Below are 20,790 nucleotides of genomic sequence, written 5' to 3' on the forward strand. Positions count from 1 at the left end.
TTAACTCAAGTCGTTAATTTAGCATAGACCGCAAAGAAGATCATCAATTCTCCAATGATGACGGTATTGGGCATTAGGAATAACCAATCCGCCGCAAAAAATACGCCTAGCATTCCTAAGAATAAGACCAAATGAGAGATCCGCAATCTTTGATGGACATGTCTATATCTGTGGAAGACCAGCGAGGTCGAAAAGAAGTAGAGCAATACCGATCCAAAAATAAAACATAACATATATTTATAATGCAGCTGTTCCAAAAATAACAATTGGATCGAAGCAGCGATCATGCACAGGGATGAATAAATAAACAAATGGCCATAAATGATCGTTTGCCCGGCCGTCTCCAGCGTCTTGTCCACCTTTTTCTCGACATTGTCAAAATACTGCCACCACATCGCGATAATAAAGAGAAACGTGAGCAATGCAAATAAAATCGTCTGCCACGTCCAATGGCTCGACTGCAATACGGAAAGGATACTGACAACCGATTCGCCTAGAAGAATGAGTGTAAACAAGGAGAAGCGTTCTAATAAATGATGCGTATGGATCGGGCTTTTGACCAAGTACTTCCGGCCGATTAAGGGGAGTAACATATCTACAGCAATTCCCGCATACAAAACGGCATAACGAATCCACGAGTCAAAGAATAATGATAAAGCCGAGATCACCAAACCTACCCAGAAGCTGCTTCCCAAATAACGGGCCGTGGTCCTTCGGCCGGCTTCCTCTTTCTTATGCACCAAAAGATATTGGATGGCGGTCATAGCTCTTAAACCCACATAGCCTATTAAAAATGGAACGTAGTATTGGTCAAAATCGACCGACAAGCTGGCCGTCATGATCAATACAAAAAATAATTGCAGGATCAGCATGATTCGGTGGGAAAAGATATCTTGTCCGAACCGGTTGACAAAGAGCGACTGCCCTACCCATGCCCACCAGATTGGAACGAAGATGAGGAAGAATTTCGTAAAGTATTCTGCCGGAATGGAGCCGGCTTCGGTATGCAGCAAGACATGACCTGCCTTGGAAACGGCTGCTACAAAAAGTAAATCATAAAACAGCTCCAGCCAGGTCACCTTTTTATCGGCGATCGCTGTATGAAGCTGGTACCCCTTGGTATGTTCCTTCATTATTATACTCCTTTGCTTTTGTGTGTGCTGAGCCCTCCATCGTATAGATTTGTCTGCTACCCCTATCTTAAATGATGCAGCCGATTATGAATAGGATAATATGCAAAAACCGCTGCCGGTTAGAACCAACAGCGGTTTGATATGGTTCCCCTCAGATGGGGGGCAGTTAGCTCTTAAAGCGCAAAGTCATCTCGTGCAGCTCTTGAGCCATCCGTGTCAATGCATTCACGGATTCCGAAATTTCTTCCATTGTAGCCAGCTGCTGCTCTGAGGCGGCCGCTACACTTTCCGTCTTCGAGAAGGCGGCTTCTGTAATGCTGCTCATATCATGGAGAGAAGCGGTAATCTCCTCGGTGCCTGCCGACATTTGCTCTGATGCCGCAGAGACCTCCTGCATCTGATAAGCGACCTGCTGCACCGCATTCATAATGTTGCGGAAAGCTTCTCCCGCCTCCTGCATGATCACGGTTCCGTGCTCTACTTCTTTGCTGCCTTTTTCCATGGCGATCACCGCAGAACGGGTTTCACCTTGAATTTGCTGAATAATCTCCGCGATCTGCTCCGCCGATTGCCGCGACTGCTCCGCCAGCTTCCGAACCTCGTCGGCTACGACGACAAAGCCTCTTCCGTGTTCGCCCGCTCGCGCAGCTTCAATGGCGGCATTCAACGCAAGCAGATTGGTCTGCATCGAAATATCGGTAATAACATCGACAATTTGACCGATTTCATCGGAACGTTTTCCCAGCTGATTCACCACCTTGGCTGAATCGCTCACGGATTCCCGGATCATATCCATTTGGGACATGGCTTTCTGGATCGAAATGTTGCCTTCCTCAGCTTCCTTGGAAGCTTCCATGGACATGGCGGATACGTTGCCCGAAAATTCTGCAATCCGATTGATGCCGGTCGCCATCTCTTCCATTGCTCTTACGCTCTCGGTAGTACTCTGCATCTGCTGATCTGCGCCTCCGGCAATGTCCTGAATGGCCGCAACGACATGATGGGTGGTTTGGGCGGATTGCTCCGAGCTCGCTGCTAATTGCTCCGAGCTTGCAGACAAGTTCTGAGATTCATAGACGATCTTCGCAATGATTTCTCTAAGGCTCGCGATCATTCCGTTGAAATCCTTCGAAAGAAGACCGATTTCGTCTTTGGATTGGTATGTAGCGTTAACCGTTAAGTCCCCGTCCTGCGCTTTAGCCATCAATTGCTGGATACTGCGGACCGGTCTGGTGATCATATTAGCAACGCCATACCCGATCAAGGAGCAAAGAACAACGGCAAGCACTGTGACAACAATGATGATGGAGGTTGCCACCTTGGAGCTTTCAATACTTTTATCGTAAAAGATTTTGGCATCCTCTTCATTGTACTTAACAACGTTCTCCAGGCTTTGAATCATCTCCGCACGGATCGGCTTGAACGAATTTACATATTCCTTATGCGCCGCTTCTTTTTGGTTGGCAACGGCCAATTCATCTACTTTTTTCTTGGCATCGTTGTTTTTAGGGATTAAATCGACGAAGTGCTGGTACTGCTCCTGTGCTCTCGGGGACAACGTGATTTGTTCGAGATTTTTTCGTATAGCCTGATTTTTATCGCGGGTTTGAGTAATTTGCTGTTGAATTTGTTTAATAATCGCTTCATCTTTCGCCAGCAGCAATTCAAGCTGCAAGGAGTCCATTTGCGAATTACCGAACAAAAGCCCTTCAACGAGACTATTCGGGATCAAGGTTTCTTCGTACATAACGCGGGCATTGTTAGCCATCTTGTCCATGACGAAATAGCCTGTAATGCCGATAATGAGCAGGAACACGATGGAAAGCCCCAGCATTCCGCCTATTTTCGTTTTGATTCGCAAGTTCTGGATAAACTTCATGATCCAAGCATCCCCCATTGAAATATTTGTGTAATGAGACACTAAACGCTTTATCACTTTAAAGAACTCAAACATTTTGACAAGGCAAAAAAAGTCCATCCCCAAAAAAAGGGATGGACTTCCCCCCATTTTTCGGTGGCCCGGCTGCCGTAGATCAAAATCCTTAGGCCCGAAGCTTTGCGTCCCCCTCTTTCGAGAAGTTTGCCTTTTTCGTGATATGGGTATATCGTTTGGCCAAAGTATAATATAGCGTTTTGAAAAATACAAGACCTCTTTACTAAAACTAAATACTTACTTTACGTACCGAAATGTCGAATTTTAGGATAATCGTCATGGTTGTCCTAGGGAAAATAGGCCTGCAAATGACGTTTTTCCGCGAAAATTGTTTCACCTCCTCTATTTCTTTTCGGCATAATTTGACAAAAAATGAAGTCTAGTTTATTCTCTGATTTGTCCGGACAAAACTACTTTTTGGAAACGAGGGGTACATCTTGAAAAAACTTCTTTCGAAATTGGCTTTGTCGAGCTTGGCTATGGCACTTGTATTTACATCCGGTTTAGCTACTGCAGAAGCTAGCAAGGACCCGTCTCACACCAATAATAAAAAGGCTAAAGTCGCCCTGTTGATTCCAGGTTCATCCAAGGATGGCGGTTTTATGGAATCTGCTTACCGCGGATTGGTAAAGGCAGAAGAGGATTTCAGAATCAAAGCGACCTACGTGGAAAATATCCCGCATGATACCGCACAAATCGCGGATGCATTGCGTCAATTGGCTAAGAAAAATCCGGATATGATCATTGCTCATGCAGGGCAAAGCTCGGAAGCAGTGAAGCTCGTAGCCAAGGAATATCCAAAAATAAAATTTGTGAATACACAAACGAATTTGACCGGCAACAACCTGTCCAGCTATCAAGTTAAGCAAGAAGAATCCGCATGGCTGGCGGGCGCAGCAGCAGGACTTTTGACTAAAACCAACGTAGTTTCCCATATTTCCGGCGCACGCGTAGGTCCCGGCCTAGCGGGACGCGCAGCCTTTGCCGACGGTGTGAAATACACGAATCCTAACGCAACGCTCCTTACCACGTTTACGGGCAATCAGGAAGATGCTGACCTAGCGAAAAGAGTTGCACAAGCGCAAATTAACGCGGGTTCGGATATGATCTTCACCATGCTGAACATGGCCCGTAACGGCGTTACCGAAGCGGCACGCGAGAACGGCGTATACCAATTCGCTAACGTTCGCGATTATTATGCCGATGCACCTGATGTTTTCATTGGATCTGCGATTTCGGATGCAAGCCTGACTGTATACGGAGCAATTAAAGATTTGACGGAAGGCACATGGAAGCCGAATACGGTGAAAAAAATCGGACTTGAGAATCCGGATGCCGTTCGTCTTGCCCTGTCACCTATTGTTCCACAAGATGTGAAGGACAAAATTGCATCTTTCGCCGATAAAATCAAATCTGGTGAAATTGTGATTCCTACCGAATACACCGGTCCTGAATTTACAAATTATTAAGCCTGCGTTCGGATAACGATACGTTAGGTTTGTACCAAGAGCATTTCTTTACTCTCGAGAGGGGGTAGAGAAGTGCTTTTCTTTACTCAATGTATTAAGACGAGCGAAGAAGGAAGATTCTAATTTCACTACCGAATTGTCATCAGCTTCTGGAAGAAATATACTAATAATGAGGTTCGAAGAATAGTAAAAAGAGGCATCACAAACAAGATTCACAATGCAGGTGACAGGGGGATTATATGGAGACTGCAAATGTTTTTACCAATTTCAGACCGATCTATCTATTGTTGATCATTGTTCTAATTGTCTCCGTGTTAGTGATGCTCTTCCAGAAGAAGCACTATCCATTAGTGAATGGATTTACCATCAGCCTTATCCTATGTATTTGTCTAATAGTATCCGGTTTTATGACTTATCAAATAGGAATTCTCTCCGATGCATTATCCATGGGCGGCGACCCTGTTTCTTTTATTATGTTTATTATCGTTGCGATTTTGTCGGTAATTAGTTTGCTGGTGTACCTTGGTAAAAGCAAATGATTCTACTTGGTTATGTTTCAAGCTCAATTAGGCAAGCTCGTTTTCTTAAATGAAATATTATTCATTGTAAACCCTTCATCTTTAAACGAATATTCGATTACAATATCCCCTATAGATTTCAAATAATCTCCTTCGACTCCAACAGCTGCTTTTATTGTATTATTGGACACTTCATATTGAATAAAATTTTCATATCTAATTTCAGAAATGTTAGCCGGGAACAGTTGGGAATATTCATAAGGGACATCCTTTACATTTATTTTGGAAATCGCATCACCTATTTGTATCTCAACTTCAGTATCAGATATGATTCTTGTTGTGACATTGTTTTTAACGATATCTAGTGGATTTTCTATATTATATTCCGTAAAGTTTTCAGGATTAATAATATGAATAGCTTCATTAGAGTAGCCTGTGCCATGACCTTGACTTAAAATAATAACCAACTCTTTCTTTTGATCATTATTCAAATCCAAATAAGACAATTGCGGTAAATCTTCTATCATAGCAATGGTGTCCCAATTGAAAACTTTTTTAACACCTTTGATACTTAATATTAGATCTTTATACAAGTTATCAGCTTTATTTAAAGCGTACAGGTAAGTTTCTTCCTCTGGAATAGAAGCAATCATTTTGATGTCGGCATTAATATCTACAGCATGTCTTTGGTCATCCCAACTTACTTTAGCACCTAGAGATTCAGCAATGGACCTAACTGGTACATACACACGACCATCTATGAATTGGGGATTCCAATCTGTCTTTTCTTTACCATTAAGATAAATAAGTATTTTTTGTTCCCATGCGTTAATGTCTTGAATCCCAAAACTCGACAAACCTATTATCAAAAGCGATAAGGAAGCAATTAGCTTTGTTTTTTTTAATACCATTCTAATCCCCCTTGTTGTAAGTACTTCTTAGTTTCTGAGTCTTATTATACCCTATGTCATTGGTAACCCATATAATGGAAAATGAAAATTCGCGATATATCTACGTGGAGCTCTTTAAAGAGGCTTCATTTTTTTATTTCAAACCCGTCTGTTACCAGCATGAGTGGAGATTTCCAAAAAGATGCTTCTATTAAATGTTTGTCCAATCATTTTACTAATCTCTTACATATCTTGATGTATCAAAAAAAAGAGGAGCTGATATTTTTGGTACGTATTCTTGATAAAGCAGCCGTCCAGCCGCTTAGTAAATTCAACCCGGCCAGATCGTTCACTATTCGGCGTTCCCCCCAAAAATCCGGCATAGCATCGATCCCTATACGGATTCCAGCGAATTCTCAACCGAATCGGGTGGACTTGGTAGCTTCCATTGGTGTCAGAGGTATCAAAGGCATTGCGCAGATTCGTTTTAGAGTCTTCCGCGATAACACAGAAATTTTCAACACGCAGCAAGGCATCGAATCTACGGGTTCGGAACAAAATTATATCGTTACCTTCCAGGCTGAAGATAGAAATGTAAAAGCAGGTGCCCATGCTTACACAGTCACGGCAGAAAATCTTACTGCAAATACAAGAGTGGATGTTGTGGGGCCTATATCGTTTAGTGGATTAGCTGTTAAAACCAGAAATTAACAGCGCCTCTATGCCTGAAAGATGCTTACAAAAGCATCAGTAATAGATTTTCTAAGTGAGAAAAAGCAGCTCGTTCCGCAAGGGAGTGGGCTGCTTCTTTTTTTGAAAATGATTTTCCCGCTTCGCTCAATGCTTGGAAGTAATGGAAGGTACCTATATAATAGAAATAACATCTTTATGAAAGGGGCTATCCGATGAAAATAAGCCAGCTTTCGAAAGCAACCGGCGTCAGCGCCCGTTCTATCCGGTATTACGAAAAGCAAAAGCTGCTGACCGCAAAGCGTTTAGATAATGATTATCGGGAATTTGACGAGGCAGACATCAAGCGAATCAAAACGATACAAATTTATTTAGAACTCGGTATGTCAACGAAGGAAATTCTTGAAATTTTAAAGTGCCATGAAGATTTAGATGCCTATGATAGTGATGAGTTCTGTGAGGAAATGCTCGGGGCCTATGAGGAAAAACATGCGGAGATCGTCCAACAAATTCAAACGATGACTATGGTACAACGCAAACTCGAACAACGTATAGAAAAAATGAGAGGCCAGAAAGCGATGATAAGCACAGCGATCGCTTCCGCCGAACAATCAAGCCAAACTCTATGAGCGGAAAAGGGTATAGAAAAGGTCAGCTCTATGGTCTAGAACTGACCTTTCTGTAACATTCCGACAAGCTGCTGGCAATCGCTTAAACCGAAACGGGTTTCTGGATAAGCTCAACTAGCCTCGAAAGTCCATCGGTACCGTAGCCTTCTGCAACCCCCCGATTGATCAATTCTTGAATCGGTGTCATCAGCTCCGTACTGACGCCCTGCTCTCGACACGCGTCAATGAAATTAATAAATCCCGCCTGGTTGACATAAAGGCTGGACACGTTCGTTAGGTGATCACCTTCATCAACCGACTTCGCCAACAGAGGCAGAGAGGCCGACATTGCCTGAAGCCAGGGAATCACAATGGACGTGAACGCTTCCGCTTTGATCTGCTCCGAACGGACCATGGCAACTCCATGGAAGAACCCCCCGAACATCCCATACATGGCACTTAGCAGTGCTAAGTCGTATAGGGCCGCCAACCCGGGGTCATCGCTAAGATAATTCGCGGCCCCTAGACATTGTAGCGTCGGCTGATAGGTTTGGAAAACCTTTTCCGAACCGCTATACAGCACAAGTGCGCCGGAGGTTCCGATCATCTGCGGGACAGCCATGATCCCGCCGTCCAAATATTCGACACCCCGGCTGGTTACCCAAGAGTCCGTTTGACGTGCCTGTGCCGGAGTCCCGTTTGTGAGGTTTACGATCGCCCGGCCGGCCAATATCTCACCCGCCTCCTCAAGGATCTCATGTACAGCTCCGTAATCCATTACGCAGATCACCACAATCGGGCTCACTGTAATCGCTTCTTTCACTGAACTCGCGATCCTCGCCCCCTGCTTCATAAGTGCGTCAGCCTTGCCTGGCGTGCGATTCCAGACGGTCGTCTGATGTCCTTCATTCAGGAGTGTTTGGGCTAGAGCTGATCCCATCATGCCTAAACCGATGACACTCACCGGCGGGAGGTTAACTCCCGCTGTGCCAGAATCATAGTTTGCCACAGTCTCACTTCGATCATTTTCTTTCATTCGGATATCTCATCTCCTTTCCTCCGTATCATAAAACATTGACACTGTGTCTATGTCAACTTAACTTTTGGATGAAATTTATGTGGAATAAACGTTATGCTAAAATGCCCTTCATCGACGTTTTATATTTTTGTTCGTATTACCACGGATTGGAATTGCTCTGACGATCAAATCGTTTCAACAAGATTGCTGCGGCTGTAAATTGTTTACTAACAGATCCGATACGGAATTTTGTCTCCACTCGATTTGGTATTAAATGTTCTCGATTTGCCAATCCCCATCCTCTACATATTAGGCATTTACCTGATTGGGCTATGAGAATAGTTCCACAGAAACCATCTACACTTACCTGTCCTTCGATGTATGCCTCGAGTCTATCAAGTACGTATTTTTCCACTAGTTCCCCTCCTTTTATGGTATTGGGATTCTACTATGTACTAATCACTATTTGTCAACATCGTCCAAACACTTTTTCGTTGTCTACATAAATTATGCGTAAGCAGTTTTAGCTAAATATATGCGAAAGCCCATTTTACAAGCTCGCGCATTTATAGATGTGGACATATTTTTTGCTTGAAGTTCAAAAGGAAGAACGAATCAAAACGTTGGAAAGGATGGTTGCTGATATGGGAGGATTCCGTTCTCCTTACATTTGGGTGATGACAACGGAGTTTAGTCCACTAATCATCGGTGGACTTGGAACTGTTGCTACCAACCTATCACAAGCGATGGGTAGAAAAAACATGGAAATGATCGTGTGGAATCAAGGTTCTGGCAAGCAAGTAACGTACACCCGGCAGAACGGATTGCTCGTAATTGGTGTTCCCCGAACTGCACTTTATTTTGACAGCAGCAAGCGTTCTTACAAAATCGGTTCTTTAAGACGGGCGGCCTCTAAATATATTAGGAGAAAACCGGATGTTATTCATGTGCATAGTTTGGAATATGCTAGGGAAGCATTGTTTTACAAGAAAAAGTATCGGATTCCCATTGTATACACTTGCCACTCTTTAGTTGAATCAGGACAGAGATGGGAAAAAATCTTAAGGGAAATTATTCTAGGTGCCGATCGGGTCATTGCTCCAAGTAAATGGTTGCGGGCTAACATTGTGAAGAGATATCCAAAAGCTTCATCAAAGACAATAGTAGTCCCCCATGGAATAACGCCTTCCTCCCATGCATCAAGGGCACCTTGGCATAAGATTCTCTACGTCGGAAGAATGATTTCGTCCAAAGGGGTTACCTCCTTAGTAGAGGCTACGGGTATGTTGGCGCGTAAGCGTAGTAAGCTCAGTTTAACGATCATCGGCAAAGGCTCTAGCAAATATCGAAATAGACTTGCTGCCATCGCACGACGTAAAGGATTTGCATCGAAAGTCCGATTTTCGGGCTTCATTCCTCCACATAAAATAAAACATAAATATGCATCCTTCGGTATAGTCGTCGTACCAAGCATTCAGGGGGAATCATTTTGTCTTACAGCACTTGAGGCGATGGCTTATGGCAACCCCCTTGTTTCCACCCGAGCCGGCGGTTTGAAGGAATTTGTCAATCATCGAAACTCACAAATTATTCCATACGTTACTAGTAAAGCCATCGCAACATCGATCGAGCAAGTCTTGACAAACCCAGCGAAAACAAAGTGGAGAATACGAAACGCCAAGCTCATGGCGCGGCGCTATCGGTGGCCTGACATAGCCGAGCGATACAAAAAATTATTTGTACGCCTAAAAAGGAGGAAGTAAATGGGTAACAACTACACTCCTGAAGCAGCTGCATTGCTTACCAAGTTTAAGGTAAAGGCCAAACGAATAGACTATGTCCAAAAAGGGGTTTATAAAGTTGTCTTGAGCGATGGCAGTATGCATTGCTTAAAGCGTATGCCCTGCCCCGTGACTCGTCTGCATTGGATGGATAGAGCACTCCTTAGAATTAAGAAAAAGGGGTTTCCTAAAATCGCCTGGCGAAGGCCACTGACGCGGGAAGGGAAACGATTATTCGTAAAAACACATTCTAGAACCAATTATATACTCACCCCATGGATACAAGGAAGATGGCCTAACCCTCGTTCAAGTAAAGATATGCGCGCATGCGGAATTGCCTTAGCGAAATTTCATAATGCGGGCCGGAGCGCTGATTTTTTGAAAGCCGGTTCTTCTAACATGTTGGGAAGCTGGCCAAGAATGATTCGGGGACAACACCTTTTCTTGAAAAAGCATGTTACTACTGCCTATAAAAACGGGTACCACAGGCGTATGGATAATCTTCTTAAGCAGCATGGACATGAAATTTTGGGCTATTCTAAAGCAGCATCTCAGAGTTTACTCAAGTCTAAGTATAAGGCAATTTGCAGTGGAAGCCGAAATAGGGCTACCTTGTGTCATGGAGATGGTGGACCGACTAATTTTATATTAAATAGTACGGGAACTCATCTGATCGATTTTGAAACCCTCCGAGTCGACTTACGCGCTTACGATTTATATAGGGTCCTGTATAATTCGTGTAAGGATCATAAATGGAATTTTGCGATCGCTCGTTCCATCCTCGATGGATATCAGTCGGTTAACAAGCTCAAAAAAGAAGATTTTGCTCTTTTGAAGGTCTGGCTGCGTTTTCCTCGAACGATGTACCTTTTGCTCAGGAAATTTAATCACAGAAGTTTAAAAGATAAAACAACTTCGGAGAAAGAATTCCTGCAAGTTCTTCAGGACGAAAGGAGAATTACCTCCTTTATCAGGCATTTGGACAAATATGCGAGATAACTGTTCCAGCTTACAAGGCTCGCTCAAACACAGCACCAATGCTGTCGCGTAATCCGCCGTCCGTTCCGAAGCGGTTAGGAACCAGTCTGTATCAAATATCACTTACTTCAAATTTTCATTACTATACAATGGAACGATGATACCTTTTATTGGAGGAAAATAATAATGAAAGAGCATATCGTCCATTTTAAAATGATTAGTAAGACAGGAACACGGCTGCTAAGAGGACTTATTTATTTGGAGGACCATCAGAAACCTACAATACAAGACTTTGAGCAATGTCTTAAGGACTGCGGTCACGATGTACGCATAGAAAATAAAGAGAAGTTTATTTTCAAAGCATATAGACCCGGGGAGGAATATCTCATCGATGTTCTTGAAGATTACGAGGATCCTCATACAAGGGATCGGTATGCTGATAGCTTGGCCAAATCGTTCATGAAGGACAACAATCCCATTTAGTACGCGTTACATTAAATCCTTACTGTATTAGTATGGCGATCGCTCCCGGTTCCAAACCGTAGAGTGATCGCCATTTTGTCAGATAAACAGTTCTTGTTATAGCATGGACAGCGTGCCCTATTCGCCCGCGGCCAACAGACCTATTAATGGTGATTATTACGCCCTGTCAGAGCCTCGCGAACGTGATGTAATCGACTTGGGCAGGCTCTGCCGATTCGATTCGAAGTGCCCGGTTGATCTGTCCCCGGTGATATTGCCCATGTAAGAGGACCTGCAACAGGATGTCCCGGACGGACGTTCGGAATGGAACCCCGCTCTGGTTCGCATAGTCGACCATCTCGTCCAACCCGGATTCCTCGAGTTCTTCGATATAGATACGATATTGCTCGGCGTTTTCTTCGAACATCGTCCGGATTGCCGACAGGTCTTCCGCTTCCTCCCACAACGAATATTGCGCGCTGGCCTTGCCCTGCAATCGGGACAGCCAGACTCGTTCCGCGACCGCGACGTGCCGAACCAGCTTCAGAAGGTCCTTGTTCTTCGTCTCGCTCTGCTCGAGTGCATCCAAAATGCGTCCGTCTGCCCAGTACAGGTGGTCCATCATGCACTTGATCGTCTTCATTTCGGTTTCCCCCTCTTCGTCTCATCAAAAATTTGTTATCCGTTAGTTTAATCATTTGAATGACTAATTAAGCTATCGTTCCGTAACCTTAGATGTAAAAATAAAAATATATAATACGGATAATACAGAAGAAAAAAATAATGCTTGGTACAAGAAAATAAATCGAAATTTCAACCGATTCTGGATATAGAATCGTTGATTGCCCTCCACCTCGTTGGCTTAGTGTAATTCTTCCGTTTATCAGCCCCATTATCCCTTTAAATAGAGCGTATAACCCAAATCCTCCAAATTAATATGTCACTGAAGTTCTCTTTAAGATACTTCATAACATCACATCCGATTAATGTTCTCACTAACATCTATACGTTTTCACTCACTAGGAGTTACGTTGTTATCCTGCCTGGTAGTTAAGAAAATCCTCGTTAAACAAAACAGGCGATTGATCTCGGAGAGATATCCAGCACCATCTTTTCTTCACTAAACTGATGCCCCTTTTAGTGAAATGAGTGGTTGCATCTTTTTCAACGTGTTGTCGCGTGCGATCTGCTCCCTAGTTATTAGTATTGTACACATCCCTCAATGATTTATTGCTTTCTTTATTGATTCGATCAAGGCACTTGATGTAGTTGAATACCCATATTTATTTTCTATATAAGCAATATGTACTTTGGTTTTCCACAATCCGTCTAATGTCTCGGCAGTTTCGAAAGTTGATGTCGCATCGCGAACGATATTACACATAAAACCATAACTACTCATGTTTTTCATACCATAATTGCTATATTGAACACATATATCGGTTTCGAATCCCATATAAAATAGAACTTTGATTCCTCTTTCTGAAAGAAGCCTATGAAACTGGGCATGCTCATAAACAAGTAAATCATCCTCTTGCGGCTTGGCGGGTTCTGCAATATCTATGAACTCGTAGACACTGTCATTTTGTTTCAACCATTCCCAATTATTAATTTCATTTGAATGCTGAGATTGCCAATGCTGAACCCACTCTTTGGGTGGAAATATCTTCATCTCCTCCGTAGGTAACTGCTCAGAACTAGTTTCTTGTATGGATTTTCTAAGCCGTTCTCTTTCTGCTATTGTAGTAGAATCAATCCATTGAGGGTACTTTTCTAAAAAAAACGGATGATTACAATGAAATATTTGAACCCCCATTTGCCTTAATTCGTTAACCGCAGGTGCAATGACTTCTTCAATTATTTGCCGTTTTCGTTTTGCATGTGAAACCCCGCGTTCTGTACTCAATTCAAACCCCAATTCTGGTACGATAGCTCCATTCTCCCAACCGAAGTTCCAAATATCGACGAGGGCAATTCCGATTTCTTCCGTATCCAACGTGTATTGTGATCCCATACGTTTAAAGCTTGATTCTGTGAACGGTAAATTAGGAACTGGTGACATTGGGGTGTATTCTAAGTTAATGGTGAACTTCATACTTCCCTAATCATTCCCTTCTATCCTGATCTAACTTATAACTCATTTTATCTCCATTTTGTATAGTCGGATCATTGGAATGGTTATTGCATTTTTCTTGCAATAATTCAATAATCCTTTCGTTTTGGTCAATTTGAGTTATGATATTTGAGTTAAGTTTTTGAATAGCAACAAATATTCCAAACAACGCACCTAAAATTAAGAATCCTACGAGGCCATCCATAATTGACTCCTTTCACGAAAAAAACTTGGTTTTGGAACACAAAATCAATTCCAGTGATATTCGTGATAACAACTTAATTTCCTTTTTATGTAATATGTGTCTAATGAGTATGGTTGCAATAACCTGCCCGTTAACGCGGCTGCGTCGCAGTTGATGACATCCGAAAAATCCCCCAAAATGAGCTTATAATGTCACTGTTCGTATTACCGCATATTGTTTGATGTCTTATCATTGGGCATTAAGTTCAAAATCGGTTTTGACACAATACCTAGTACAATCCCAATAGTAAAGCCAACCGCATGTACAAATAACCTATCAAAATGAAAACCACCTAGACCTATAACATTTCCGAGAATACAATATCCTATCAAATACTCCATTTCTCGACTCTTAATATGCTTTACAAAAAATTCTCTATTTCTCAAACAGAATAATAATATTATACCCATTAAACCAAATATTCCGGGGGAACTCCCAACAGATGAGGTAGGCGAAAAAACAAAGGAAAAAATAATTTGTTCTAAAATGTTACTTATCAAAAAGACCAGCAAAAACCAACTGCTCCTGATTTTTGATTCTATAAGTACTCCTGAGCAATACAGCGCTAGACTATTAGCCAAAATATGTACGACTCCCGTGTGGAAAAATGAAGAAGTTACAGCCCTCCACCATTGATAATCCAAAAACAACTTCTTTTTATTTAATGTCCCCCATTGATGTAAGAGTCCGTTGAGGACGAAAGAATCTACCACAAATACGATCAAAAATATGCTTATCAGCAATATCGCCATTTTTGGAAAATAATTTTTCACAATATCTCACCTCGAAGACTTGTGGAAAGATTAATGTTCTAGCTTCTCAATATTACCCCTATTCTCTAATCGTGCCCGATAGGTAAGGAAAGGCTCCCGTTGGTGTCGGCAGCCTGGCACTAAGTAGTAATGAACTCTCGTATCCCGTTAGAATATTGGGTTTAGTTATGACTGCTGAGTCTCCCTGCGTATCAGAAAGAAAAGAAACGTATAGTGTCCCACACAACCGCGGCAATAGGCCGCCAGAGTGAAACCATAATGGTTTCGCATGGCTGGCTAGCCTATCACGATTATTTACATCCCAATTATATCAAAAATGGACGAAACTCAGAAAATAGCTTCCTAAGTAACTACTATCTTGAACTCAGCCTATTTTTATCGTTTTCTGAATGGATTGTTATTGCGCACTTTTCGATGCCGAATGTTTAATCATTTCAATCACGCTAGCCACTCCGTTCTCGCCGTGTCCTGCCGTGAGGGCCCCCTCCAGAAGCGTCTTGAAGAACTGAGGTATATTTGTTCTGATCCCATTGGCTTGGCTGGTATGCAGGAGGTGTTCCATCGCAGCCAAGTGAATTTCGACCGTGCCGTCTTCTCCCGGGTAATGCCCTTTTTCGATCTGACCGGCGTGATTCGTCATCAGCCCGCTCACAAAAGGCAAGTATTCCGTCGCTACAGAAGAGAAAGCCGATGCATCGACTTTCTCTGTGCCGACAAGGGCAACAGCGTGATAGAAACCGCTCAGAGTTCCCCATATGAGGCTGAATAGAGCCGTATCATAGAGTGAGGCAAGACCGGGGTCTGTTCCAAGATGCGTGGCACCGCCTAGACTCGCTAACGTAGATCGATGGCTCTCGAAGGAAGCCGGCGATCCGCTGTAGAGGAAGACTGCTTCAGGCTGACCGACCAGACGAGTGCCGCTCATTGCAGCGCCGTCAAGGTAATCGGCGCCACGACTTGTTACCCATTCGGACATCTGGCGTGCCAATTCCGGCGTACCAGAGCTGATGTTGACGACGACGCGGCCCGAAAGAGCATCACCTCCTGCATCGAGAATCTCGCGTACACCCTCGTAGTCGGATACACATACAATCACAAGCGGATTAGCTGAAATCGCTTCGGATATTGAGGCTGCCTGGACAGCTCCTCTGGCGACAAGAACATCTGTTTTGTTAGCCGAGCGATTCCATACGGTCGTCGGGTGTCCATGATTCAGGAACGCTTTAGCCATGACCGAACCTAACATACCCAGGCCAATGACTGTCACTGGCTGGCGATTAATTGATTCGTTCTCTTTCGAAAACAATTGCGTATTTGGGTTAATTTGGCTCATTTGAAAAGCCCCTTTCAAGTATAGTTATGATGATTTTACAGGGCATTGGCTTGATCTGTCTGATTCCCGTGAGGGAACGCGGAGAGCTTCCTAAGACCGAATGCAATAATGATCGCGCCGAGAACGACGGCGGTAACGGGCACGATAAGTGCGGTTCGGAACCCATCCAGCATGGCTAGAGGCGATTGTTCTGCAGAAGCGGCGACGTTGACAGAAGTCACTGCCGACAGTCCGAGTGCCGAGCCAAATTGGAACGATGAGCTTAGCAGTCCGCTGGCGAGCCCTTGTTCTTCTTCTGCGATGCCATCGGTAGCTGCGATGGTAAGAGGGCCATAGGTCAGAGCGAATGCGGTGCCGAGAAGAATCATCGTAGGGAACATTGCCGCATAGGTCCAGTCGAGGTCAACCCGCATGAAAAGAGCATAGGAAACTGCGGCAAGACAAAACCCGCCGAATATGACCCTAACATTGCCGAAGCGGTTGACGAGACGCGGCGTGAGGGTCGGTGCGAGCACGGAGTCGACGCCGATGGCAAGAAGGGCGAGTCCGGTCTCAAACGAGGACCAGCCGCGAAGCTCCTGAAGATACAGGACGGCGACGAACTGGAATCCGAAGAACGAACCGGCGAACAACATCGCGCCCAGATTGGCTCGCACGAGGGAGCTCGAACGCAGAATGCCAAGGCGCATTAATGGTGAGGCCGATCGACGCTCGATGACGACGAAGATGGCCAAGAAGGCGAGACCGCCGACAAGTGTGCCAATTGTCCAGCCCCATGTCGTATCTGGTGCTTGAACTACCGTAAAGACGAGCAGAAGCATCGCGCTCGTTACAGTGAGCGCTCCGCCGATATCGAAGCCTTGAGACGAGCGTTCCGGGCGGTCCAAGCGCGGGATGAGACGGATGGCTGCAAGAAGAATTACAAAAGCTAAAATGACCGGCGCAAAGAACACCCATCGCCAATTGAGCTCGGTCAACAAACCGCCGCAGACAAGACCCAGTGAGAATCCAGCCGCCGCGGTTCCTGCGTAAGCCAAAAGCGCCTTGTTGCGATGTGGACCTTCCGGAAAACTTGTCGTGATGATCGAGAGACCGGCAGGCGTCATGAATGCAGCGGCTACTCCCGTAACGAACCGGGCGACAATCAGGATCCACCCTGCGGTTGCAAGCCCGCCAAGGCCGGAAAAAACAAGGAATATGGCAAGCCAGGTCAAAAACATTCGCCGTCTACCCAGCAAGTCCGCTGCCCGGCCTCCGAGCAGCATTAAGCCTCCGTAGCCGAGAACATAAGCACTCATGACCCAACTGAGCTCGCTAACCGACATGCTCAGTTCAGCGCGTATCGATGGCAAGGCTACGCCCATCATCGATACGTCGATTCCTTCAAGGAATATCGCCCCGCAGAGCACGAACAACAATCCCCAAGCGATTTTGTTGTTCGTGCTTTTTGGCGTCATGGATTCATTTATTGCACTCATTTGTTTCCCTCCTTGTTTTGTAGTTGGCGCTGGTACAAAAAGATAATATATCCTATAATCAAAAGAAGGAAGTACGCACTTTTTTGTGATATAGAGAGAAACAAGTAGCATAGGTACTAAAAAGTACCTATGTTGACAGGAGGAAATATTACATGGAGCCTCGCCAAAAACCAACTTATAATATCCCTATAGAGGCCACGATAGACGTCATCAGCGGGAAGTGGAAAACGCTGATTTTATGCCATTTAACCTATGGACCGAAAAGAACGAGTGAACTTAAAAGGCTAATACCCGACATTACGCAAAAAGTGTTAACGCAACAACTCAAAGAGTTGCATGAGGACGGGGTTATCGATAAGACAATTTACAACCAAATACCGCCAAAGGTTATCTATGAATTGAGCAAACTAGGAGAGACACTGAAAACAATCATTGATCATATGTGCGACTGGGGGGAAAAATACATCCAGGAGCGTTATCCCGAAAGCAATTAAAAGGGCAAGAGATACATAGATATTGATTCCATATAGGGAGTGTCGTATAGTTACTCCACCAGTAAAGAAAGGGTGACCAAAAGCCAGTGATCTACTAATCCTATCAACAAAAATCTATTTTCTTGGATTTCGAGATAGGTTTAGTGTCGGCTTTTTATAAGAAAAAACATCAACCACCCAAATATATGCCCAGCTACGTGGAGAGCGGCGCAGGGAATTATACCACCGGTATTTCTAGTAATTTACGAATAAGAGGGTTGGCACTTGGTAACAGCTTCGCTGGCATTACCCTAAAAGTTGATTTCCCATATTACATAGCACATAAACCGGATTCCTTAGCGTACGGAATTTCCGGCTTCTTTGATCTAATTTTCGCTAGCGTAACGCCCCGTCCCAACAGGGACGCCGCAGGCATTGTCTCATTTTCGTCAAACCAAACGACGACAACGTAGGGGCTTCAATTTCTTCGAACGCCCGATCGAAAAAACGACGCTCAGCGCTTCAGACACACACCCACAGAGTTTCGTCCCCCATGTTGCTCTGCGACTACCAGACGGAACTCGCGCACATGCCTTACGCAAGCGTTTGAGCAATGCCCATGTCTCAATCAGCTAAAGAGTGGTAAGCTTTTAAAGTACATAAATGACAAGAACTTGATAGCACTTCCCCCCCGCGCCCGCGTTGCGCGAAACGGGCATTTATTAAAAATCGAGTAGGTGAGGGCGCCTAGCCCTCGACCTCTCACACCACCGTACATGCGGGTCCGCATACGGCGGTTCCTAAAGGTTAACGAATTTCAAGATAGCGAGAAGTTAGACTCATTAGCCCTTGGTTGTTCCAGTAGGAGCGATTAAGGGCGTTATTTATGTTGCGGGACATTTCCCAGCATCCTCGTCGGGAATTTGCCATCATCCTGGCCGCCCATTCAGGAACCCCTAGAGCGCGTAGGTTTCGGAGCCGGGATTTCGGCAACTTCCATTGCTTCCACAGACACATTCGAAGTCTCCGTCGTATCCATTCGTCCAACCGTTCGCAATGTGTCTTTACGGATGCCAAGCGAAAATAGCCAATCCACCCCATTAGGTAGCGATTAAGCTCCTTTATGCGGCGCTCCATGGAGATTCCTCTCGTTCTCGAGGTGATCTCACGTACGCGTTCTTTGAGTTGTTCCAGTTTCTTGGGTGCAATGCGAATGGTTGTTTCTCGGTTTCTTATGAAGCTAAAGCCAAGAAACTTCCGTTTCCAAGGGCGGTCTACCGCACTTTTGTCCCTATTCACTTTCAGTCTAAGCTTCCCCTCTACGAAACGAATCACAGACTCCATTACCCGTTCTCCCGCACGCTTGCTTCCCACGAAGATGTTACAGTCATCCGCGTAGCGGACGAATCGCAACCCTCGTCTGGTCAGTTCTTTATCCAAGTCATCTAACAGAATGTTTGCCAGGAGTGGGCTAAGGGGGCCTCCTTGAGGAGTTCCCTCTACTGTCTCCTGTTTCATTCCGTCTACCATGACACCGGCATTTAGGTATGCTCGAATCAGCTTTAGGACACGCTTGTCCGACACTTTTCTTGCTATTCTTGCCATGAGAATATCGTGGTTGACTCGATCAAAGAATTTCTCCAAGTCCATGTCCACGACCCAGCGGTAGCCTTCTTGAATGTGGGATTGCGCCTGCTTTATGGCATCGTGGGCTCGTTTTCCTGGACGGAAGCCGAAGCTGTTCAGTGAGAAATGTGGATCGAAGATCGGTGTCATCACTTGCATGAGGGCTTGCTGGATGAAGCGATCCATTACGGTTGGAATACCTAACAGCCGAACCCCGCCTCCGGGTTTGGGGATTTCCACCCGTTTGACAGGCGTTGGTCTGTAGGTGCCCTCTTGAAGTTCCGTTTTCACGGTTTCCCAGTGTTCCCATAAGTGCGCTTGTAGCTCATCTACTGTCACTCCGTCGACACCAGGCGCTCCGCCGTTCTGTCTCACTCGCTTGAACGCGAGTCGAAGGTTGTTTCCTTCGAGTATTCTTTCCAGCAAGTCGTTATGTCCTTCGCGAGAAGAAGGGGCGAGTTGTGCCGACGAAGAACTCGGCGCTCCGGCATACCCTTGTGGCTTCACCACTGCTCTTTGCCGTGAGCCTTCATATGAAGTTGGCTGCTGTCGTTGCTCTTCGCGCGAACGCATCGGTTTCTTCTCTCCTTTAAGTTCAGCCCTTCCGGTTTCCGGCGTCCCCTACTCCCGTACTATGGCCTCTGCTGACTCCTGCGGATTCAGCGCGACTTCTCAGCCGCGGTTACGAAGTTACTTCGCGTATTCCGCAGGTCTCCCCAGATAAGAACGTCATCTTTCTGCCCGCAACCACTCAAGTTTACGAAATTAGTCCTTGGCGACTTTGGATTTCGTCATGTTGTGGTGACTCATCCGGCTAATCCCGCCTCAAATTGAGTTCGTGTACCTTGGCTCGTGCATTTGCCTCCAGCTTCCTTCAGATTCTGCCTCGCGGCAGACACCCTTGCTCTTGGCTAACGGTAGGCGTTCGCCAGCCCCCGTTCGGGACTTTCACCCTAGAGATGACGCCCATGCTGGGCGTACACAAAAAAACATCATTCATTTTTTGAATGATGTTTTTTTGTGCCTCCCGGCTAAATTGTAAACCTTGCAACATTCTTATAAACGTGTTCACGTATAAACAGTTGGAAGATAACAAATGCTGCACGTCTTGAGTCCAATTTTATTGACGAGCCGCAGGAGCCGGAGCCGCTCGCTGCGTTTGAATCAAGTTGTCTACATTGGACTGTGACTTATTAATTTGCTCTTGCGTCAACGGCTTGCCAACGCCGAAGCTCTTGACGATTTTCTTCAGCGTATCCGCATCGAAATC

The 20,790-nt window shown here is 44.9% G+C and carries 20 protein-coding genes and 1 riboswitch; of the genes, 8 read left to right on the forward strand and 12 right to left on the reverse strand.

Annotated elements, in window-relative coordinates; genetic code table 11:
- Window positions 1-5: 5 nt before the first annotated feature.
- Together B1728_RS23415 and B1728_RS35860 are read right to left on the reverse strand one after the other, a co-directional pair.
- Complete coding sequence (locus B1728_RS23415; RefSeq protein ID WP_079912865.1) at window positions 6-1,094, reverse strand: low temperature requirement protein A; 1,089 nt, start codon at window positions 1,092-1,094, stop codon at window positions 6-8.
- 205 nt (window positions 1,095-1,299) lie between these two features.
- Window positions 1,300-3,012, reverse strand: coding sequence for a methyl-accepting chemotaxis protein (locus tag B1728_RS35860; protein WP_179136163.1), 1,713 nt, complete (start codon window positions 3,010-3,012; stop codon window positions 1,300-1,302).
- 131 nt (window positions 3,013-3,143) lie between these two features.
- Window positions 3,144-3,228: riboswitch (cyclic di-GMP riboswitch) on the reverse strand.
- A 275-nt stretch (window positions 3,229-3,503) separates the two neighbouring features.
- On the opposite strand from B1728_RS35860, the gene B1728_RS23430 reads away from it, so the two are divergent.
- Entirely contained in the window at window positions 3,504-4,535 is a 1,032-nt protein-coding gene (locus B1728_RS23430; protein ID WP_144027974.1) for a BMP family protein, read from the forward strand.
- 239 nt (window positions 4,536-4,774) lie between these two features.
- Window positions 4,775-5,074 (forward strand): hypothetical protein, encoded by a 300-nt coding sequence (locus B1728_RS23435; RefSeq protein ID WP_079912822.1) that lies wholly within the window; start codon window positions 4,775-4,777, stop codon window positions 5,072-5,074.
- Window positions 5,075-5,097: 23 nt separating this feature from the next.
- Here the strand turns inward: B1728_RS23435 and B1728_RS23440 are convergent, their stop codons facing one another.
- Window positions 5,098-5,964, reverse strand: coding sequence for a stalk domain-containing protein (locus tag B1728_RS23440; RefSeq protein ID WP_079912823.1), 867 nt, complete (start codon window positions 5,962-5,964; stop codon window positions 5,098-5,100).
- Window positions 5,965-6,228: 264 nt separating this feature from the next.
- On the opposite strand from B1728_RS23440, the gene B1728_RS23445 reads away from it, so the two are divergent.
- Together B1728_RS23445 and B1728_RS23450 are read left to right on the forward strand one after the other, a co-directional pair.
- Window positions 6,229-6,654, forward strand: coding sequence for an exosporium protein C (locus B1728_RS23445; RefSeq protein WP_079912824.1), 426 nt, complete (start codon window positions 6,229-6,231; stop codon window positions 6,652-6,654).
- Window positions 6,655-6,848: 194 nt separating this feature from the next.
- Window positions 6,849-7,262, forward strand: coding sequence for a MerR family transcriptional regulator (locus B1728_RS23450; RefSeq protein ID WP_079912825.1), 414 nt, complete (start codon window positions 6,849-6,851; stop codon window positions 7,260-7,262).
- Between the two features lie 82 nt (window positions 7,263-7,344).
- Here the strand turns inward: B1728_RS23450 and B1728_RS23455 are convergent, their stop codons facing one another.
- Both B1728_RS23455 and B1728_RS37375 read right to left on the reverse strand, forming a co-directional pair.
- A complete protein-coding gene (locus tag B1728_RS23455; RefSeq protein WP_079912826.1) occupies window positions 7,345-8,277 on the reverse strand; it encodes an NAD(P)-dependent oxidoreductase in 933 nt (310 codons plus the stop codon).
- 139 nt (window positions 8,278-8,416) lie between these two features.
- Window positions 8,417-8,674: a serine hydrolase gene (locus tag B1728_RS37375; protein ID WP_179136164.1), complete on the reverse strand. Its 258-nt coding sequence runs from the start codon at window positions 8,672-8,674 to the stop codon at window positions 8,417-8,419.
- Window positions 8,675-8,846: 172 nt separating this feature from the next.
- Between B1728_RS37375 and B1728_RS23465 the strand changes: the two genes are divergently transcribed.
- From B1728_RS23465 to B1728_RS23475, 3 genes are all read left to right on the forward strand, one after another.
- Complete coding sequence (locus B1728_RS23465; RefSeq protein ID WP_179136165.1) at window positions 8,847-10,022, forward strand: glycosyltransferase family 4 protein; 1,176 nt, start codon at window positions 8,847-8,849, stop codon at window positions 10,020-10,022.
- Window positions 10,023-11,039 (forward strand): phosphotransferase, encoded by a 1,017-nt coding sequence (locus B1728_RS23470; RefSeq protein WP_079912829.1) that lies wholly within the window; start codon window positions 10,023-10,025, stop codon window positions 11,037-11,039.
- A gap of 165 nt (window positions 11,040-11,204) precedes the next feature.
- Entirely contained in the window at window positions 11,205-11,501 is a 297-nt protein-coding gene (locus B1728_RS23475; RefSeq protein ID WP_144027975.1) for a hypothetical protein, read from the forward strand.
- 166 nt (window positions 11,502-11,667) lie between these two features.
- Here B1728_RS23475 and B1728_RS23480 read toward each other — a convergent pair whose 3' ends face one another.
- From B1728_RS23480 to B1728_RS23505, 6 genes are all read right to left on the reverse strand, one after another.
- A complete protein-coding gene (locus tag B1728_RS23480) occupies window positions 11,668-12,123 on the reverse strand; it encodes a DinB family protein (RefSeq protein WP_079912831.1) in 456 nt (151 codons plus the stop codon).
- 576 nt (window positions 12,124-12,699) lie between these two features.
- Window positions 12,700-13,575 (reverse strand): isochorismatase family protein, encoded by an 876-nt coding sequence (locus B1728_RS23485; RefSeq protein WP_079912832.1) that lies wholly within the window; start codon window positions 13,573-13,575, stop codon window positions 12,700-12,702.
- 10 nt (window positions 13,576-13,585) lie between these two features.
- On the reverse strand, window positions 13,586-13,798 hold the full coding sequence (locus tag B1728_RS23490; RefSeq protein WP_079912833.1) for a hypothetical protein: 213 nt from the start codon (window positions 13,796-13,798) through the stop codon (window positions 13,586-13,588).
- A gap of 203 nt (window positions 13,799-14,001) precedes the next feature.
- The gene (locus B1728_RS23495) at window positions 14,002-14,610 is read right to left on the reverse strand and encodes a rhomboid family intramembrane serine protease (RefSeq protein ID WP_079912834.1); all 609 of its coding nucleotides are present in this window, start codon (window positions 14,608-14,610) and stop codon (window positions 14,002-14,004) included.
- A gap of 397 nt (window positions 14,611-15,007) precedes the next feature.
- On the reverse strand, window positions 15,008-15,943 hold the full coding sequence (locus B1728_RS23500) for an NAD(P)-dependent oxidoreductase (protein WP_079912835.1): 936 nt from the start codon (window positions 15,941-15,943) through the stop codon (window positions 15,008-15,010).
- A 35-nt stretch (window positions 15,944-15,978) separates the two neighbouring features.
- Window positions 15,979-17,421 carry an MFS transporter gene (locus B1728_RS23505; protein WP_256865473.1) on the reverse strand — a complete coding sequence of 481 codons (1,443 nt, stop codon included), beginning with the start codon at window positions 17,419-17,421 and terminating at the stop codon, window positions 15,979-15,981.
- A 152-nt stretch (window positions 17,422-17,573) separates the two neighbouring features.
- On the opposite strand from B1728_RS23505, the gene B1728_RS23510 reads away from it, so the two are divergent.
- Window positions 17,574-17,915, forward strand: coding sequence for a winged helix-turn-helix transcriptional regulator (locus B1728_RS23510; protein WP_079912836.1), 342 nt, complete (start codon window positions 17,574-17,576; stop codon window positions 17,913-17,915).
- A 786-nt stretch (window positions 17,916-18,701) separates the two neighbouring features.
- Here B1728_RS23510 and ltrA read toward each other — a convergent pair.
- On the reverse strand, window positions 18,702-20,093 hold the full coding sequence (ltrA, locus tag B1728_RS23515) for a group II intron reverse transcriptase/maturase (RefSeq protein WP_079912837.1): 1,392 nt from the start codon (window positions 20,091-20,093) through the stop codon (window positions 18,702-18,704).
- Window positions 20,094-20,790: the final 697 nt, after the last annotated feature.

This window comes from Paenibacillus sp. 32352 (assembly GCF_002042965.1).
GTDB classification, from domain to species: Bacteria; Bacillota; Bacilli; order Paenibacillales; family NBRC-103111; genus Paenibacillus_S; species Paenibacillus_S vulneris.

What these genes read in the sequence shown, in the direction of transcription:
- B1728_RS23485 (WP_079912832.1), bottom strand. Translation starts at nt 13,575, where the DNA reads ATGAAGTTCACCATTAACTTAGAATACACCCCAATGTCACCAGTTCCT.
- ltrA (WP_079912837.1), bottom strand. Translation starts at nt 20,093, where the DNA reads ATGCGTTCGCGCGAAGAGCAACGACAGCAGCCAACTTCATATGAAGGC.
- B1728_RS23450 (WP_079912825.1), top strand. Translation starts at nt 6,849, where the DNA reads ATGAAAATAAGCCAGCTTTCGAAAGCAACCGGCGTCAGCGCCCGTTCT.
- B1728_RS23500 (WP_079912835.1), bottom strand. Translation starts at nt 15,943, where the DNA reads ATGAGCCAAATTAACCCAAATACGCAATTGTTTTCGAAAGAGAACGAA.
- B1728_RS23455 (WP_079912826.1), bottom strand. Translation starts at nt 8,277, where the DNA reads ATGAAAGAAAATGATCGAAGTGAGACTGTGGCAAACTATGATTCTGGC.
- B1728_RS35860 (WP_179136163.1), bottom strand. Translation starts at nt 3,012, where the DNA reads ATGAAGTTTATCCAGAACTTGCGAATCAAAACGAAAATAGGCGGAATG.
- B1728_RS23490 (WP_079912833.1), bottom strand. Translation starts at nt 13,798, where the DNA reads ATGGATGGCCTCGTAGGATTCTTAATTTTAGGTGCGTTGTTTGGAATA.
- B1728_RS23475 (WP_144027975.1), top strand. Translation starts at nt 11,205, where the DNA reads ATGAAAGAGCATATCGTCCATTTTAAAATGATTAGTAAGACAGGAACA.
- B1728_RS23480 (WP_079912831.1), bottom strand. Translation starts at nt 12,123, where the DNA reads ATGAAGACGATCAAGTGCATGATGGACCACCTGTACTGGGCAGACGGA.
- B1728_RS23470 (WP_079912829.1), top strand. Translation starts at nt 10,023, where the DNA reads ATGGGTAACAACTACACTCCTGAAGCAGCTGCATTGCTTACCAAGTTT.
- B1728_RS23505 (WP_256865473.1), bottom strand. Translation starts at nt 17,421, where the DNA reads ATGAGTGCAATAAATGAATCCATGACGCCAAAAAGCACGAACAACAAA.
- B1728_RS23510 (WP_079912836.1), top strand. Translation starts at nt 17,574, where the DNA reads ATGGAGCCTCGCCAAAAACCAACTTATAATATCCCTATAGAGGCCACG.
- B1728_RS23435 (WP_079912822.1), top strand. Translation starts at nt 4,775, where the DNA reads ATGGAGACTGCAAATGTTTTTACCAATTTCAGACCGATCTATCTATTG.
- B1728_RS23440 (WP_079912823.1), bottom strand. Translation starts at nt 5,964, where the DNA reads ATGGTATTAAAAAAAACAAAGCTAATTGCTTCCTTATCGCTTTTGATA.